This window comes from Pedobacter sp. PACM 27299 (genome assembly GCF_001412655.1).
In the GTDB taxonomy this organism is placed as follows: Bacteria; Bacteroidota; Bacteroidia; order Sphingobacteriales; family Sphingobacteriaceae; genus Pedobacter.
Genome location: NZ_CP012996.1, coordinates 3,496,706 through 3,513,492 on the forward strand (window position 1 = coordinate 3,496,706; position 16,787 = coordinate 3,513,492).

Annotated in this window: 13 protein-coding genes; 1 reads left to right on the forward strand and 12 read right to left on the reverse strand. The window is 41.7% G+C overall.

Features of this window, described 5'->3' with window-relative positions:
• Window positions 1–29: 29 nt before the first annotated feature.
• Complete coding sequence (locus tag AQ505_RS14740) at window positions 30–614, reverse strand: O-methyltransferase (RefSeq protein WP_062548882.1); 585 nt, start codon at window positions 612–614, stop codon at window positions 30–32.
• Window positions 615–696: 82 nt separating this feature from the next.
• The gene (locus tag AQ505_RS14745) at window positions 697–1,272 is read right to left on the reverse strand and encodes a 5' nucleotidase, NT5C type (protein WP_062548883.1); all 576 of its coding nucleotides are present in this window, start codon (window positions 1,270–1,272) and stop codon (window positions 697–699) included.
• A gap of 91 nt (window positions 1,273–1,363) precedes the next feature.
• Here AQ505_RS14745 and AQ505_RS14750 point away from each other — a divergent pair, with 91 nt between their 5' ends.
• Window positions 1,364–2,113 (forward strand): DeoR/GlpR family DNA-binding transcription regulator, encoded by a 750-nt coding sequence (locus AQ505_RS14750; RefSeq protein ID WP_062548884.1) that lies wholly within the window; start codon window positions 1,364–1,366, stop codon window positions 2,111–2,113.
• Window positions 2,114–2,189: 76 nt separating this feature from the next.
• Here the strand turns inward: AQ505_RS14750 and AQ505_RS14755 are convergent, their stop codons facing one another.
• The 10 genes from AQ505_RS14755 to AQ505_RS14800 all read right to left on the reverse strand — a co-directional run bounded on the left by AQ505_RS14755 (window position 2,190) and on the right by AQ505_RS14800 (window position 16,746).
• Window positions 2,190–3,815 carry an NADP-dependent glyceraldehyde-3-phosphate dehydrogenase gene (locus tag AQ505_RS14755; RefSeq protein ID WP_062548885.1) on the reverse strand — a complete coding sequence of 542 codons (1,626 nt, stop codon included), beginning with the start codon at window positions 3,813–3,815 and terminating at the stop codon, window positions 2,190–2,192.
• Between the two features lie 33 nt (window positions 3,816–3,848).
• Window positions 3,849–5,216, reverse strand: coding sequence for an MFS transporter (locus AQ505_RS14760; RefSeq protein ID WP_062548886.1), 1,368 nt, complete (start codon window positions 5,214–5,216; stop codon window positions 3,849–3,851).
• Window positions 5,217–5,258: 42 nt separating this feature from the next.
• Window positions 5,259–5,918 (reverse strand): bifunctional 4-hydroxy-2-oxoglutarate aldolase/2-dehydro-3-deoxy-phosphogluconate aldolase, encoded by a 660-nt coding sequence (locus AQ505_RS14765; protein ID WP_062548887.1) that lies wholly within the window; start codon window positions 5,916–5,918, stop codon window positions 5,259–5,261.
• 47 nt (window positions 5,919–5,965) lie between these two features.
• Window positions 5,966–6,994 (reverse strand): PfkB family carbohydrate kinase, encoded by a 1,029-nt coding sequence (locus AQ505_RS14770; protein WP_062548888.1) that lies wholly within the window; start codon window positions 6,992–6,994, stop codon window positions 5,966–5,968.
• 5 nt (window positions 6,995–6,999) lie between these two features.
• Entirely contained in the window at window positions 7,000–8,400 is a 1,401-nt protein-coding gene (uxaC, locus tag AQ505_RS14775) for a glucuronate isomerase (RefSeq protein WP_062548889.1), read from the reverse strand.
• A gap of 26 nt (window positions 8,401–8,426) precedes the next feature.
• On the reverse strand, window positions 8,427–10,082 hold the full coding sequence (locus tag AQ505_RS14780; protein WP_062548890.1) for a UxaA family hydrolase: 1,656 nt from the start codon (window positions 10,080–10,082) through the stop codon (window positions 8,427–8,429).
• Window positions 10,082–11,602 carry a tagaturonate reductase gene (locus tag AQ505_RS14785; protein WP_062548891.1) on the reverse strand — a complete coding sequence of 507 codons (1,521 nt, stop codon included), beginning with the start codon at window positions 11,600–11,602 and terminating at the stop codon, window positions 10,082–10,084. Before AQ505_RS14785 ends, AQ505_RS14780 begins: the two co-directional genes overlap by 1 nt.
• Window positions 11,603–11,741: 139 nt before the next feature.
• Window positions 11,742–13,778 carry an alpha/beta hydrolase family protein gene (locus AQ505_RS14790; protein WP_062548892.1) on the reverse strand — a complete coding sequence of 679 codons (2,037 nt, stop codon included), beginning with the start codon at window positions 13,776–13,778 and terminating at the stop codon, window positions 11,742–11,744.
• Complete coding sequence (gene pelA / locus AQ505_RS14795) at window positions 13,760–14,800, reverse strand: pectate lyase (RefSeq protein WP_062548893.1); 1,041 nt, start codon at window positions 14,798–14,800, stop codon at window positions 13,760–13,762. The genes AQ505_RS14790 and pelA overlap by 19 nt, the downstream gene beginning before the upstream one ends.
• Window positions 14,797–16,746, reverse strand: a complete 1,950-nt coding sequence (locus tag AQ505_RS14800) for a glycoside hydrolase family 88 protein (RefSeq protein ID WP_062548894.1) — start codon at window positions 16,744–16,746, stop codon at window positions 14,797–14,799. Before AQ505_RS14800 ends, pelA begins: the two co-directional genes overlap by 4 nt.
• Between the last annotated feature and the right edge of the window lie 41 nt (window positions 16,747–16,787).

Genomic DNA, 16,787 nt, shown 5'->3' on the forward strand with positions numbered 1-16,787 from the left:
GCCCTAAAGGTAGTCCAATTTTGAAATACCTATACTGCTTTTTTTGTAGCAATTACAATTCCGGTTGCCCAGCATTGTTTGGTGAGGATCAGATCTTCGCGTTGTTCTAAGGTTTTTATTAGAATAGTGGCTTTCTCAGCATGCCCTTCAGGCCAGTTCTCCTGAGGAAGCATATCATCAATGATGTAAAACGCACCTGGCTTCAGCATGTCCAACACCTCGCCCAACAGCAGGTATTTTCCATGCCAGGTATCTGCAAAAATGTAGTCGAACTTCTGACCTATATTTTGAAGCACCCAGTCTTCGCCTTCTATACATTGCAGCTCAAGGCGATTATCCTGACCTAGAAAACGTTTTGCAATGTCCAGAAATTGCGCATCATTGTCAATGGATAAAAGACTGGCCTCTTCATCCATCCCTTCCAATATCCAGGAAGTGGAAAGACCAGTTCCAGTTCCCAATTCCAGAAAACGGCCGCCAGGTTTCGAAGCAGCCAGTGTTTGTAGCAAAGAACAAGTCATTGTTGCAGAAGCCATAGAAAAACCAGCATCTTTAGTCGCTTCATCAATAGCTATATAGGCCTTAGGATACTTTTGATTTATTTCTTCTATCATATATTTGTGGTTCCTTTAGGAATTTGAAATATAGATAAAAGAAACTAGAGTCTAAACTCACTTATGGCCTAAAAGAGCTGGACTAAACCGTTTCGATATTCACTAAGCGCTCCTCGCTTGATTTCTCTTGCTCAAAGAAAGCAAGAATTTCTGTCCAGCTTTTCACTCTTACATGATGATGTTGGTTTACATTATGTGAAGCATCGAACATAATTGCCTTTCCTTTACAGAAGTCCAGGTTTTTACAGTGGTCATCAATAAGATAATCTGTAACCACCACACTCTTATCTCCACAGAAAATGATATTTCTCCAACTGATGAAAGGGAAGTGTTCTGCTAGCCACTCATGTTTTTCTGATAAACACTGAGGAAATTCCATTGCTGCAGAAACAATGTATACCTCGTAATCTTCCATCAACTTTTTCACTGCTTCTACTGCACCCTCCATTAACGGGATGGTTCTGAAAAAACCCGGAGTATTTACATACGTCCTGATTGCTCCTTTTTCAGGAAAACCCTCAGGCTCCAGTACACCTAATCTTTCTGATCTAGGCACTCTCACACCATATTCTTTTTCGTACCAGTCCATGAATTGCTCTTCTATATCTGCAAGAACACCATCCATGTCAATTCCTATTGTTTTTTTGATTTCGTTCATGTCTTATTGTAATATCTTGCAACAAATATAGCATTATTTTGCAACATATTGCATGATGTTGCTCGAAATATTTACTTACATTTGCAACAATATGATAAAGGAAGAAAGATTACAGTTGATCATAGAACACATTCGAAAAGAGAAAAAAGTGTTATTGGGCGATCTGAGTACCCTACTGGGAGTTTCTGAGGACACCGTAAGGCGAGACATTAAGGAACTTTCCGACCAGGGATTACTTAAAGCCGTTCGTGGAGGTGCAATTTCAAGGTCTCCTATTCCTCGCCATTTTCGCGAACGTGAGCATTATGATGTTAGCCACAAAGGCATTATCGCCGAAAAGGCAGTCAAATTGATTAAAAACGGGCAAGTAGTGTTGTTTGACGCTGGTACATCGGTGTTGGCAATTGCCACACTTTTACCCAGAGACTTACAAATCACGGTCATCACCAACAGTTTTCCCGTAGTGACTATACTCGAAGACCACCCTTGTATAGAAGTGATATTTTTAGGTGGCAGGTTAAACAAAAATTCTTTTTCTACCACTGGCTTCGAGGTAATTCAGACCATTCGTGGTATTCGTCCAGACCTGTGTTTTCTGGGAATTTGCAGTATAGACCTGATATCTGGTGTAACCGGAATCAATTATGAGGATTGCCAGGTAAAAAAAGCAATGGTAGAAACTTCAAAAGAGATCATAGCATTGGCCACTGTAGAAAAACTAGGAACTACAGAACCGTATTACATCACCAGCATGAGTGATATTGACATTATCATCACGGACATTGACCCTAATGATGAAAATTTAAAAGCCTATAAAGAAGCCGGAATCAAATTGGAATAAAACAATTCCTTGATTCCGGCTCTAATGATTTGATATTTACTTCAGTCGCATCATTTATTATTCACACACAAACTTCTTAAAACAGGTATTTTGTACTTAAGAAGTTTGAACTATTACTGTCTACAATCTCGTTAATCAGGTGTTTATTATTTTCATTTAGTTTCGTTGCCACAAGGGAACGGATAGAAAATGACCTCAATGCATCCACCACAGAAAGGGTACCTTCGGCACTATCCTTTCTCCCGGTAAATGGAAACACGTCTGGTCCGCGCTGACACTGACAATTGATATTTACACGACTCACCTGATTCACCAATGGATCAATCAGCGAGGCGATTTCTTCATTGTCATTACTGAAAATACTCACTTGCTGTCCGTGGGTAGATTCAATCAGGTACTCAATAGTTTCTTCCAGATCATCAAAAGGAACAACAGGAATAACTGGTCCGAATTGTTCTTCTGTATATAACTTCATTTCCTTCGTAACTGGATACACAATTGCTGGGTAAACAAAAGATTCGTTTACCGCACCTCCATTTTCATTGATTACTTTTGCACCATTGGCAATTGCATCCGCAATACAATCCTGTAGATAAGCAGGCTTATGAGGTTCTGGCAATGGCGTTAATGATACCCCATTCTCCCAGGGCATTCCAAATTTTAGTTGCCCAACAGCCACAGTCAGCTGTTTTAAAAACTCATCTGCCAGACTCCGGTGTACAAATATGATTTTCAAAGCCGTACAACGTTGTCCGTTAAAGGACAAAGAGCCTAATACAGTTTCCTGAACTGCCAGCTCAACATCTGCTTTAGCAGTAATAATCGCGGCATTCTTTGCATCTAAGCCCAAAATAGCACGTAAACGGTTTACTTTGGGGTGGAGCTTTTTCAGTTCATTGGCCACTTTACTAGAACCAATTAAAGTCAATACATTAATTTGACCAGATTTCATCAAATCAGGAATGATCTTGTTACCTCTGCCATAAATGGTATTCACCACTCCTTTCGGAAAACAATCACGAAAGGCCTCTAACAAAGGATAATGCAATAAAGTACCATGTTTAGGCGGTTTAAACAACAGGGTGTTTCCCATGATCAATGCCGGGATCAAAGTGGTAAAGGTTTCGTTTAAAGGATAATTAAACGGACCCATACATAAAACAACGCCTAAAGGAGAACGTCTGATTTGCGCCACAATCCCCTGCTCAATGCTAAATCTGGATGATTGTCTGTCCAGGTCTTTTAAAGCATCAATAGTAGCATGAATATATTCTACGGTACGGTCAAACTCCTTCACAGAATCAGCATAAGACTTACCAATTTCCCACATCAGGAGCTTAACTACAATCGCTTTCTTTTCTATAATACGGTGCGTAAATTTCTCCACACAATTGATCCTGTCGGCGACACTCATGGTCGGCCACTCGCCTCTTCCATTGTCGTACGCCTTTACAGCTGCTGCTAGCGCTGCTGCTGCTTCCTTTTCGCTACATAAAGGATAAGTTCCAATCACTTTACGCTTCAATCCCTCTGGGGTTTTGATGCAGATAGGTGATAAAACTTCATGTATTTCTCCATCCCATGCACGTAGCTCCCCATCGCTTAGATATTCGCGCTGGTGAACCTCTTCTGCCAATTTAAATTCCTCCGGAATTTGATGCTCCTCTACAAAAATAGATTGGAGCTGGTCATTAAAATTCATAGTAATATGGTCGGTTAGGTAAGTAATTCAAAATTATAAATCAGTGATGGGTGCATATTTAGGAACCAATGATTTCATCACGATCCAAGCCAATAAGTAAGCCACAGCACAAATAGCAAACATAATGGTATAACCGGTTTGGGTATGCCCCAGCAACTTATAATGGTCAAACAATGCACCACCTAGTTTAGACATCACCACTCCACCCATTCCACCTGCCATACCGCCAATTCCAATCACTGAAGCAATACTTTTCTTAGGAAACATATCTGAAACTGTAGTAAAAATATTAGCGGACCATGCCTGATGCGCGGAAGCACCAATACCGATCAATACTACAGGAATCCAATAGCTGTAATGCCCAAGTGGCTGTGCCAGCAATACCAATAGCGGGAATAAGGCGATCACAAACATGGCGCGCATCCTGCCATCATAAGGAGAATACCCTTTATTGATAAAATACATCGGGAACCAACCACCACCAACACTGCCAATCATGGTCATACTATACAATACAGTCAATGGCAACATAATGTCTGTTCCTTGCAAATTATACTGCACCTTAAGGTAAGAAGGGAGCCAAAACAGAAAGAACCACCATACCCCATCAGTCATAAATTTACCAAAGGCAAAAGCCCAGGTTTGTTTATAACCCAATAACTTGGTCCACGGTACTTTTTTTCCTTCGTCAATGACTTCTACAGGTGCTTCATCGTTCTGGTCACTATTTACATAGGCCAGCTCATTCGCACACATTCTTTTCTGATTTTCAGGTTTTTCATAGAAAATACCCCAAAATGCCAGCCAAACAAATCCGACAGCACCAATGATTAAAAACGCGGCTTCCCAGCCCCAAACCGTAGCGATCCAAGGCACAGTTAATGGCGCTAAAATTGCACCTACATTGGCACCCGAGTTGAATATACCCGTAGCAAATGAACGTTCTTTTTTAGGGAAATACTCAGCTGTAGCTTTGATAGCTGCCGGAAAATTCGCCGATTCTCCAAAAGCAAGAACCGCTCTGGCAATGATAAATCCGACTACAGAAACCGGCATTGCGCCCAACCCAATCCAGGTAAGTACAGAAGTCGCTCCCTGTCCGATTGGAATGGCTACGGCATGCATTATCGCACCGATAGACCAGATGATCAAGGCTACAGTATAGCCCCATTTCGTGCCCAGTCTATCTACAAAACGCCCTGCAAAGAGCATTGAAATAGCATATACGAATTGGAATGCAGCAGTTATATTGGCATAATCACTATTTGTCCAGTTAAATTCTTTCTCCAGCATGGGATGCAGGAGACTTAACACTTGTCGGTCAAGGTAATTGACTGTGGTTGCGAAAAACAGTAATGCACAGATTGTCCATCTGTAATTACTCATTTTAGTCTCTTTCATTATATTTGGTTTTTGGTTGGTTGTGGTTCGATTGTACGGGTATTATCTACCCGCTTTTACCAGTTCAATCGTTTTTCTGGTGAGATTCGCTAGTTCGTTATAGTCTTTGTTTTCTAAAATGTCTTTGCTGATGAGTTTGCTGCCCATTCCAACGGCACATACGCCAGATTTAAACCAGTTGCTGATGTTGCTCTGCTCAATTTCAACACCACCTGTAGGAATGAATAATTGCCCTGGAAAAAGATCTCTAATAGCCGCCATATAAGATGGACCAAGAATGTTTGCAGGAAATAGTTTGATCAATCCAGCCCCCATCTGATGTGCAGTATTAATTTCTGTCGGCGTAAAACAGCCAGGAACCCACAGCAGACCCTGCTCATGAACCAATTGACCAACTTCTTCATTCACAATCGGAGAAACTATAAAATGAGCACCAGCTGCAATAAATTCTTTTGCCTCTAATACGGTTTTAATAGTTCCAATACCCAGGTAAAGGTCCTGCATTTCTGTTTTAAGTGCCTCTATAAGGATTTTAAAATTCGACAATGCAGCCGGTCCGCGATTGGTATACTCCAATACCCTGATTCCTGATTTATATAAAGTCCTGATGATCTCCAGGCTCACCTGCGCATCTTCAAAGTAAAATAAAGGAAGGATTCCCTGATCTGTAATGGCCTTTAAAGAGTTTTCTTTCGTTTTCATTTGTATGTCGTTTGTATCGGTTCTTATGCTGTGTTATTTATATGATCTTAAATGGCCACCTCGTACATCTTGGCTACCTTCGAAATATCCTGCATTTTAGTAGTTGTAAAATCGGTATGGGTAAATAGCTTAGAAAAAGCTGCTCTAGTGGCAAAACCAAGCGTCTCCTCTTTAGAGTGCTCCTTGTAAAAACCGTAAATTAAACCGGCCATAAAGCAATCGCCACTACCAATTTTTCCAATAATTCTTTCCGCACGGTATTCCTTAGAAACCAAATGCTCATCTGCAGTATGCAATGCGCAGTAATACTTCACTCCAGATTCCTTAAAATCAAACCTGAAAGTATTGGCTACTGCAGTACACTTTGGAAAAGCGGCCATGATGGCCTGCGCGCTTTTTTTAGATTGCTCCAGATAAGCTTCCTTGCGGTTTTCCTCTGCTAAGCCAGGAGTTACCGGAATACCTAACATCTGCTCTGCCGCCCAGACATTGCCCATGATCAGGTTGCAGTATTTAGCCAATGAGGGCATAACCTCCAACGGTTTTTTACCATACTGCCAGAGTTTACTTCTGAAATTCAGGTCTAGCGAGATTTGGATATTTCGTTCGGAAGCAGCAATTAAAGCCTCTTCACAAACCGCAACAATACCTTCATTTAATGCCGGACAAATTGCACTGAAATGCAGCCAGGAAACATCCTCCAATACCTTGTCCCAATCAATAGTTCCTGTTTTCAGGCCAGAAAAGGAAGAATGGTTGCGGTCATAGATTACTCCTGCATTTTTCAAATCCTTGCCATTAGGCAGGTAATACAAACCAATTCGCTCGCCAGTGTATTGCATCGGACTGGTGTCAATGTTCAGCTTATTCAGGTAGTTCACCACCTGTTTACTCATAAAATTATCTGGCACTGCCGAAAGGTAGGACGAAGGGACGCCCCAAAGCGCTAGTGCAGCCGCCACATTTGCCTCCGCACCTCCTACATAAAAGGACAGGTTGTTTTCTTTGAGCCAGTTCCCATCCAAATCCGGAGAGATTCTCAATAACAGTTCACCAAAGTTTAAAACCTTTCCCATATCTATTAAAAATTAAAATATTCTTTTGCGTTATTATAGCAGATGTCCTGAATTATTTTCCCAAGCCATTCCTGATCATCAGGCAATTCGCCATTTTCTACATCATCCCCAAACAGATTGCATAAAATCCTTCTGAAATATTCATGACGTGGATAAGAAAGGAAGCTTCTGCTGTCGGTTAACATGCCTACAAATCGACTCAGTAAGCCCATATTTGATAAGGTATTTAATTGCTTAATCATGCCATCCTTCTGATCTAAAAACCACCAACCCGAACCCCATTGCACTTTTCCAGCTACCGTACCGTCGTTGTAATTACCAATCATAGTGGCCATCAATTCGTTGTCCGCGGGATTCAAATTGTACAGAATCGTTTTTGCCAGACAATTTTCACTATCCAGCCTGTTTAAGAATTTAGCCAAGGCTTTTCCCTGAGAAAAATCGCCTATAGAATCAAAGCCGGTATCTGGCCCCAACTGACTCAATAAACGATCATTATTGTTTCTTAAAGCACCTAAATGATATTGTTGTACCCATCCCTTTTCATGATCCCATAATGCAAATTGAAACAGCAAAGCTGATTTAAATTGCCCAATTTCTAAAGGAGTCAGCGTAGATTGCTTTCTTATTTTCAAGTAAATTGCTTTGATTTCTTCCTCTGTGTAATCCTCAGCATAAATTTGCTCTAAACCATGATCAGAAACCGAACAGCCATTTTCTGCAAAATAATCGTGTCTTGATTTAAGCGCCGAAAGGTAAGCATCTAGGTCTTCAAGGGCAACGCCAGTTAAAACAGCCAGCTGGTCTATGTATTTATTTAAGAAAGTCGCATCATCTGCATTCATCGCTTTATCAGGCCGGAAAGCAGGCAGGACTTTGATATCGAGCTGATCTCTTTTTATTTTCTGGTGATGCTCCAAAGAATCCAATGGATCATCCGTAGTACACAAGGCCTTCACATTCATTTTGCGCAATAAGTTCTGCACAGAATATTCAGGTGTTTGCAATTTGGCGGTGCATTCTTCATAAATCCTTTCCGCATTTTCAGGAGAAAGGACTTCATGAATATCGAAGTAACGCTGTAGTTCCAGGTGTGTCCAGTGATATAAAGGATTTCTTAGGGTGTAAGGAACAGTTTCTGCCCATTTCTTGAACTTTTCAAGATCTGTAGCACCTCCGGTAATATAATATTCGTCGATGCCATTAGCACGCATTGCACGCCATTTATAGTGGTCGCCGTAAAGCCATACTTGGGTAATATTTTCAAACATGAAATCGTTTGCAATCTGATCCGGCATTAAATGATTATGATAATCAATAATGGGCATCTGTTTTGCAAAGTTATGATACAGCGATTGCGCTGTTTTTGTCTGTAGTAAGAAGTTGCTATCTAAAAAGTTTTTCACAATAATATTTCTAAATGTATAAAATTTTATAAAGAAACGCCCCTTTTCCAGGGAATAAAATCATCTTGTCTATGGCGTAAGGCACTCACTTCCACATTTCCACTGGCTACCTCGATCACGTATTCTAAAATACGTTCCCCTGCTGCTTCAATACGCTCTGTTCCTTCAATGATGGAACCCGTGTCCAGGTCAATAATATCCCTCATCTTATCAAACAAGCGGGTATTACTGGCTATTTTTACTACCGGAGCTATAGGATTCCCTGTTGGTGTACCTAACCCTGTAGTAAATAAAACAACGTTTGCACCAGAACCAACCTCAGCTGTAGTCGATTCAACATCATTTCCAGGCGTGCATAAAAGGTTCAATCCAGGCTTTGTCACTTTTTCGGGATAGTCCAATACAGCCACCACAGGCGAAGTACCGCCTTTTTTTGCCGCACCGGCTGATTTAATGGCATCTGTGATCAATCCATCTCTAATATTTCCAGGAGAAGGGTTCATGTCAAATCCAGATCCTGCAGCAGTTGCTCTGCTGCTATAAGTAGTCATCAGGTCTGAAAAACGCGCCGCATCCTCACGATTCACACATCTATCACTCAAATTCTGCTCTACTCCACACAATTCAGGGAACTCTGCAAGAATTACTGAACCTCCCAATGCCACTAATAAATCAGAAGTATAACCAATTGCCGGGTTTGCAGAAATCCCTGAGAAGCCATCTGAACCTCCACATTCCAATCCAATACATAATTTGCTCAATGGAGCCGGTTTCCGCACATGAGCATTCGCCTGGATTAAACCTGCAAACGTTTGCTTAATTGCCAGACTTAATAGCTCAGATTCCTTGCCAATCGTCTGCTGATCCAGGATGTATAAAGGTTTGTCAAAATTGACCACACGCTTTTGGATCTCCTCCTGTAGAATATTAACCTGGGCATTCTGACAACCTAGACTTAAGATTGTTGCACCAGCCACATTAGGATGTGTGATATAGCCTGCCAATAACCCGCATAATGTCTGCGAATCTTGTCTCGTACCCCCACAACCACCGGTATGGGTTAAAAACTTAATGCCATCTACATTTGGAAACAAGCGGTTTGCCTTTTCTTTTTGTTCCGTATAACTCAACTGGGTACTCAGAATCTCGTCCAGACTTTTTCCTTCCTCATATAAAGAAATCAATTCTTTCGCCTGCTGCTGGTAAGTTTCATTGCGGCCATAGCCTAAATTATTCAATAAAGCCTCCTGAATAACCTCCAGATTCCTATTTTCACAAAAAACCATCGGGATCACCAACCAATAATTGGCAGTACCTACCTGGCCGTCATTCCGGTGAAAACCATTAAAAGTTCGGTCTTTCCAAGCCGATATGTCGGGCTTATTCCATAATAAATGGGCCTCATTAGTTTCAAAACTGGTGGCTGCATGTTTGATATTGGCAGTGGTCAATAGAGAACCCGCCGGAATATCACTTTGGGCTTTACCCACCAACACACCATACATGATCAATTCATCATTCGGTTTCAAATCTACCGTATTGAACTTATGTTTGGCAGACACCTGATCTTGCAACAGATAATCCACACCATCATAGCTCAATAGCTCACCCTTCAACAGGTCTGTTAACGCCACCAGCACATTATCCTTTGGATGAACCTTTAATAATATTCTTTGCTTCATTAATTGCTTTGTAAATGTTTTTCTGATTGCTGTAATGCTTCCTTCATTCCTGAAGTTAAAATCAGTTTATATTGTTCTGCTATTGTTTCTTTTAAACCAGGTAACCCAGACAAATCTGCTCCCCATAACCCGGCATCCGCCAGTACCTGCTGCACATACTCGTCCGGTGACAACCTACTTTTTTCATGGAAATAAGCTACTTGGTCATCAGTAATCTGATACTCTCTACCTTGATATGCCCCAAAGTACTGTCCGTTTGAAGAAGCCCTGCTTACCCGCATAAACACAAGATACGCAGCAAAACCAAGGGCAATGTTTGTCGGAACCTGATGGTACTTCTTATAGTAATTCAGTAACACCGGAATCACACGGATTTTGATTTTCATCGTGTACTGGAAGGTTATATTGATCCAGGAATGTGCAATGAAAGGATTTGCAAAACGATCAATCACACTATCTGCGAAAGCAGCAGACAACGCTACGGCTACCTCATAAGGAATTGCAGGGGCAATTTCCTTTTGCATCACTTTTGTAATGTATCTTTTTAAAGGTGCTGCTGTCATCGCTTCAGCCACTGTTGGAATGCCAGAAAGAAAAGCAATTGCCGCCGCAAGAGTATGCGATCCATTTAACAACCTTACTTTCAGCTCTCTGTAAATCTCAATATCAGGTTTTACAATAATGCCTTCGTCAATGCCTGTTAAGCCAAGCAACCTTTCTACTGTTGGCCCTCCTTCAATTGCCCAGAGGCGATAAGGTTCGGCCATAATCAACAGTTGATCGGTATAACCCAACTCCTCCTCCAATTCTTTCAGTACCGCTGCATCAGGTTTTCCCGGCACAATTCTATCTACCAATGAATTACAAAAATGTATATGTTGCCTCAACCAAACCACAAATTCCGTTTCCAAACCTTGGTAATCGGCCAATTCAAACACGATCGCCTCCAGCTTTTTTCCGTTATCTGGAATCAGTTCTGTGGCGATGACCACCAAATCATATTCATCTGTTTCGCTTGCTAAAGCTTTAAATCTCGCATACAACACCGCCAGCAATTTCGCGGGAAATGAGCTAGGTGAACCTTGCTGAACAGCTTCCTTAACCAACTGTATCCCAACCTCAGTTGTATTAGAAACGATGAGCCTTAAATCTTTGCTAACCGCTATATCTAAAATACTATCCCAATCTTTATCTGCCGTTAACACACGGCTGATCGCTGAAGAAACAATGTTTTCTTTTATTTTCTCTCCTTTTTCAATTCCTCTGACACATATCGTGTATAAACTATCTTGTTTTATAAAAGCGCTGGTATCTCCTTTGCTAGTCGATTTTACCACCGCAATCCTACCATTAAACGCACCAATAAGGTTTGCTTTATTGATAAAATAATCTGGGAGGCCACGTAATAGTACGCCAGTTCCAAATTGTAAGACCCTTTCAGGAAGGTTAAAATGCCTTTGATCAGGAACGATTAGCTTCGCTGATCCCATACCACTTAAGGTGTTTTTGGATAGTATCATCTGTTAAATTACATTCGGTTAGAAACAATTCTACATAATAATTATAAGGAATGATCCGCTTGACTGGAAATTATTTGCGCAATCGTTATCGGGAACGTTATCGTGCAAGATATATTAAGCCATTTCCTCAGAAAGGGCTTTATTTAAAGAAATTCACGGGTATTGGCGACAACCAGCGGATCAAATCCGGAAGGTCATAATACGCGAGCACACCCGGAATCAGTTCACTATATCCGTCCTTTTGTAAGGGATTTTGTAACCTGCTAAGGTAAGAAGGAATCCCTTGATATAAATCAAGCTGAACAATGGCCGGTTCCAGAAAGGCAGCATGCATTACTGGAACATTTAACAAGCCATTACTGCGAATCATTATCTTTTTAGCCGCAAATGAGTCGTCTTTTATAGCTTCTCCCTCAGCAGCCCCAGCTCCATTCGCAAAATATGGATTGGTTTTAATAAACTGAACTAAGCAAAGTAAATCATAAACCCGTTGCCCAGCTAGTGGCTTTCCAATGTGCAGCGCAAACATTGCATTTCTGTATTCTTTGTTTTGATATTTAGGGTCATTTAAAGCATCCTTATCCTTAGTTTCCCCCATCCCCCTCAAATCCGGCAGCACCAACGCAAAGCCCTGATCCAGGTACTGCTTTAATGAAGCAGGATCCCTCGTCAGACTTTCTTTACCAGCCTCGGCTGCCCAAATCAAAACCTGTTTAACCGCGCCAGTCGGCTTTAGCAACAATAAAGGCAAAGGGATTTCCCCCGGACTTCTGAGCATTATTTTATAAAACTTTAATCCATTCTGCCACAAAGAGTCAACCACAAAACTCTCTACTTTTAATTTACCAGAAGGCAAAGCCAATAATTGTTTGATTTTGCTGCGTTTAACCATCTGATCCTGCCTGGAAAAAGCAGTTCTTTGCGAGTCTAAGTCATGGTATAAAGAAAGATGATACTCCGCCAAACCTCGTTCATTCGGATAGATAGACTGGAGGTATCCATTCGGACTAGCGAATAATTTTTCTGCTCGCAGAACCTCCATATCTCCCTCTTTTACCGGAGTACCATCATTGTAAAAATGCTGGCGAAACCAAGTCACAGCAGCCTCTCTTTTAGGCTTAGACAGACCATGACCATCTGCGTAGCTAAAAAGCTTCAATTGATCCTGAGCACCCAAATCCAAATATACCTGTTTAAGGTCCCTATAAGACTCCAGAGTTCCCTGATAGTCAATAAAATCGTATTCCCCAGCCAATATCAACAAAGGCTTAGGTGCTGCCGCAATCAGGTAGTCGCTCATTTCCAGTTGTGCTTCGCCCTCCCCAGGCACTTGTGCGCAGCCGTCTGCAGGCCCGGTCATGGCTAGGGTACGCGCTCTGCTTGCCAAATAACTACAAGGAGCAAGTACTTTTACACGGGCGTCCATCGCTGCAAAATAGATCACATGCATGCCTCCACCACTATTGCCTATACAGCCAATCCTGGAAGTATCCACTTCTTTTCTTGTACAGAGGTAATCCAGCCCACGCATATTGTCGAAAAGCTCATATACAGCGACAGAACTTCCTAAAAGATTAGCAGATTGATTGAGCAGCGTATGTTCTGTTGTTCCTCCTTTAGTTTGAGGCTTACCTCCTTCATCCAGGAATTGATGTCTTTCCGACTGTGAAATCGGATCTATCACAAAAACAACAAAACCATTCTTTGCAAAAAGAATGGCAGCTTGCTGATAAGATGGAGTTGCCTTTCCGGCATCTTCATGACCACAGAACATCAATACGGCCGGAAAAGGTCCTTTACCTATTGGCAGATAAAGGTTTGCAGTCACATGATGGTCCTTAAAACTTTCGTAAATGATCTTTTCAATCCGATAATCCGGCTGTATTATAGTTCCTGAGATCTTCGGATTTAACGCCGATTTAGGAGGAAATCCTTTGATTACACCATCAATACCAGCCCTCACTTTCGCCTGATAAAGAAGTGTGGCATCCTTAGACCCTTTAGCGGCATCCAACATGCTTCTCCGCGCTTCATATTGAGCAGTCATTGTCGCGATGAGGTAAGTATTTAAGCTGGCCTCCCCCTTCCAATCTAGCACATCAAATGGCTTTTGAGCACAACTGAATGCCATAACAAAAAAGACCAGCCCAACTGTACTTAAAGCTTTTTTAACCATGCCGGGTATTTCTTATCCATCAGATTTGCAGGCCATTTACCGTACCAGGCGTAACCTGTACGTCTTTCCACTTCAATCTCGGTTAGTGTCTTTTTAGGAATACTTTCCCTGCCCGTGAAGATAGGTGTATTGCTTGTAATGTCATAAAACCTAGCCCAGATCACACTCGAAGCATCCGGCTTCAACACGCGATCCTTACCTCCAACTTGATTAGGGTCTTTGATGAATACAAAATTATAACCCTCAATTTTAGACTTTTGAAACCATGCTATAGCAGATTTTACCGATGTGACGATTGCGGCAGAAGGGTGTTTCTGACGCATTAAGAATTCCACGATATATACCGACTCCATGCCACTCAGTGAAATCGGCTCAAATGCACGTGCCTGAGCTGGTTTTAAAGTATTCTGATCATATTGCGCACACCATACGGTTAACTTTCCATCCTGTAGCACCTGTGTCTTTAAAATACAGGAAATACCTTTTTCAATAGCTGCCAACGCACGCTGACGTTCCTTTTCCGGCAATAATTCAAACCCTTCTTTTCCCTCTGCCAGATCCTGCATGATATTCAACACATTCACCATAGCATTATCGTTATAGGTGATTTGAGCGCGGTATAAGTGATGATCTGGGAAATACTGTGGCCATCCGCCATTTTCATATTGTGCTTTAAAAAGGTAATTGACCCCCTTCTTTACCGCAGCAAGGTAAGCTGGATTTTGAGTATTCAGATAGGCTTTCACTAAATAGCGTAGCTCTTTGGTAGTTGCTTTATTGTCAATGGTCGCATCATCATGTAAAGAATCCGCTTTAATCGCTAGTCGAAGCTGCATAGAAAGCGGCTGGTCATAATCAATTGGTACCTTTCCAATAGCTTTTGGCCAGCCACCTACACTACGCTGATAAACCAACATTTTTTCTGCAGTACTGTCCAGTTTTGAAGCTGCCCCGCTGAGGTTCTGCGCCACTGCGCAAGAACTCAGCAAAACAGGTAAAAGAGCGAATATTAATCTTTTCATTTTGTTAAATTAGAAGGTAACTGCTGACTAAGCCATTGAACCAGGTCTGTTGCTGCAGCAAAATTATCATAGTCGGCGGGCAACTTTCTACCGTCTACATACTCATTATACAACCAGGGATCTCCGATTACGAAGACTGTTCCTTTGCCATATCTAGAAGTTGCAATGACATTATTCCCGGCACTATCCTTTACAATTACTACTGCAGGACTACTTAATAAAAGACTACTAAACTCCTTCACAAACAACTGCTTTGAGTTTTTGAAGATAGAATTTCTTGCAGGAATATCGATCCTTGCCGTTTCATATTCGTTCTTATTTACCCGCCCTTTACTGTCCTTATTGAACTGAATACCGAAAGGTTTAGCCAGTTGATTAAAATGATCCAATTCCGTATTTCCAGTATCATTTGCCATCAATATCAATAGCCCCCCTGCTTTCACCCACGCGGTCAGGTCTTTGATATGATTCGCCTCAATATAGTTCGGTTTTGGGCTTTCTTTTTCGGTATCCGGGTCAACAATAATGTATACTGCAGCATCGCTGAGGTTTTTTAAAGTCGGCCCTTCATCTAACTCTTTGGTTTTAAAACCATTCCTTTCAAAGATACCGCCCCACATAGAAAAACCGCCATTTGCGCGCTCTGCCCATTTATAATGCCAGGAAAGGTCGTTTCCACTTTGGTCTTTCTTTATCTCATGGTTAAAGTAATTGTCAAGCAGCACCGTTTTTCCCTGACCAGGTTTTGCTGATTCAGCCCATTCCATTTCATTTGCAGCCAGTAAAAATGCGCCAACACCTTTAGGGTCATTAGTGATGACCGGCTCGCTCATGTAATAAGCAAAACTGCCATCACGGTAAGGTTTACCACCTAAACCAGAGACACTAACGGTACCTCTCAGGTTTACCCTATCCGCGGAAACCTGCTCTACAAACACCTTATCCATACCACGATAACCTTTCTCTGCAACAGCAAGATATTCACTAGACAAATTACCAGTCCTTACCCCTTTAGCCAGGCTATACACAAACATTGCCGAAGCAGATGCTTCGGGATAGTTTCCTTTCGTATTCGGTTTGTCCAGGATATCATACCAGAGCCCACTTTTAGGATCCTGATATTTTTTAATCGCTATGGCTGTCCTATTTAAAATCTCCTGAAGCTCTTTCCGTTTAGGATGATCCTTAGGGAAATATTCCAATGCGTCTACTAAAGCCATGGCATACCAACCCATTGCCCTGCCCCAGAAATTAGGCGATTGTCCCGTTACCTGATTAGCCCATTTCTGTTCTTTAGATTCATCCCATCCATGATAAAGCAAGCCAGTCTTCGGATCTTTACTATATTTCTCCATCAGGATAAACTGATTCGCAATGTCGTCAAAAGCAGCCTGATCACCTACTAAAGCGGCATATTCCGCATAAAAAGGCTGTCCCATGTACAAGCCATCGAGCCACATCTGACTAGGATAAATCTTTTTATGCCAAAAACCACCGTCTTTGGTTCTAGGATGACCTTTCAGCTGCTCCCTTAATGTGGTAGCCGCTTTAAAATATTTCATCTGACCGGTCACTTTGTATAGAGTCAGCAGCGACCGACCATTCTTGATGTTATCAATGTTATAATCCTGTGGCTTATAGCGCTGAATTACACCGTCTTTCGTTACAAAAAAGTCCATGCTTTTCTGCATATATTTAAAGTATTCACCTTTTCCAGTTCTTTTCCAAAGCCCATCAATCCCTTCCAGGATCACCCCTTGGTCATAAGCCCATTTTACAGGCTTAGGCTGCTCAGGATTGAGGTTAAGTGAATCTGCCCATATTTCCATTACTGTAGCCGCCATACGTGCTGAGAGCGGTTTATTCGCCTGAGCACTGGCTACAGAAGAACAGCTTGCCTGCAGGAGTAGCAAAGCAGCTGCAGTATTTATCCAGGTTATTTTCATTTTGTTTCTTTAATTCAAATTCAGTCTAACCCTTTTTCGAA